A 1,502-nucleotide genomic window follows, 5' to 3' on the forward strand; every position below is an offset into this window, starting at 1 on the left:
GAGCTCGGCACGCACACCCGGATACAGGTCGCCGATCGTGGACAGCAGCACGCCGGTTTCACCGAGCGACGGCAGCACCTGGCCGATGTAGTCGAGGAACGTCGAGTTCGGGCCGATGATGAGCACGCCCGCCTTCGCGAGCTGCTTGCGGTACGTGTACAGCAGGTACGCCGCACGGTGCAGGGCGACCGCGGTCTTGCCGGTCCCGGGACCGCCCTGCACGACGAGGACGCTCTTGTGTTCGGAGCGGATGATGGCGTCCTGCTCGGACTGGATCGTGGCGACGATGTCGTGCATCTGACCGGTACGGGCCGCGTTCAACGCCGCGAGGAGCGCCGATTCGCCCGCGACACCGCCCGCCGGAGTCGTCGTGCCGTGCGCTTGCGCAACCTCGAGATCGAGGTACTCGTCGTTCAGCGCCGTCACGGTGCGCCCGCGGCTGCGGATGTGACGGCGGCGGATCACACCTTCCGGTGCCGCCGGGGTCGCGAGATAGAACGGCCGCGCCAGCGGTGCCCGCCAGTCCAGCAGCAGCGGCTCGAAGTCGTTGGCCTCGTCGAGGATTCCGAGACGGCCGATGTACCGGACCTCGGTGTCGTCGATCCCGTCGGAGTTGCCCCCGTCGACGTCACCCGGATGGGACCCGTCGGTGCCGTTGCGCACGTCGATGCGGCCGAAGCACAACCCGTGCTCGGCGGCGTCGTACTTGGCGAGGTCCTCGGTGTACATCTGCGTGAACGACTCGCGTTCGCTGCGCGCCTGGGGCGTGCCGCCGGTCTCGAGCAGCACCCGACCGAGCCGGGTCTGTGCGTATTCGCGCAGCGAATCGAGATGCCCGTACAGCATCGACAGGTATGCCTGCTCACGCTCGTGATCAGGGTGCGACAGGCCGTCGGACGGCAAAGGGTCTCCTCGGGTCGTGATGTGTCGGCGCGTCGTGCGGGCGTCGACAGAATTGCCCGAGAAGTCTAGTGCCGTCCGCGGCGCTGTGCAGAATCAGCCGGGGTCAGCCGGCCAGGTGGTGCCGTCGTTCGCGCGCCTCCTCGGCCAGCGCGCGGGCTTCCCGGGCCCGAAGCGCGGCCTGCTCCTCGGCGATGTGTGCCCATTCCGTTCCGTGTTCGCGCGCCGTCTCCCACCACCGGAGGCCGCGGCCGCGCGCCGTCTCCGCAAGTTCGGGCCCGCGCTCGCGGGCGAGTTCGGCGAGTTCGGCGCTGCGCTCGCGGGCGAGTTCGGCGAGTTCGGTGCCGCGTTCCCGGGCGAGTTCGGCGAGTTCGGGCCCACGCTCGCGGGCGACCTCGAGCAGTTCCGCGCCGCGCTCCCGGGCGACCTCCGCGAGACCGGAACCGCGTTCCCGCGCGGATTCCGCGATGACCGGGGCGCGGTCCTTCGCGACTTCGAGGAGATGACTTCCCTGGCCACGGGCGGTTTCCGCGAGCTCGGCTGCATCGCCCGTCAACGCACGGACACGTTCGCCGACCGCGTGCAGACCGTCCCCGAGCGCG

The 1,502-nt window shown here is 70.4% G+C and carries 2 pseudogenes; both read right to left on the reverse strand.

Features of this window, described 5'->3' with window-relative positions:
- A pseudogene (locus tag I0Q12_RS33785) lies at window positions 1–903 on the reverse strand (helicase); the annotation flags it as partial.
- A 103-nt stretch (window positions 904–1,006) separates the two neighbouring features.
- Window positions 1,007–1,502 (reverse strand): annotated as a pseudogene (locus I0Q12_RS24565) (DoxX family protein); the annotation flags it as partial.

The sequence above is a fragment of the Rhodococcus sp. CX genome (assembly GCF_015865005.1).
Lineage (GTDB): Bacteria > Actinomycetota > Actinomycetes > Mycobacteriales > Mycobacteriaceae > Rhodococcus.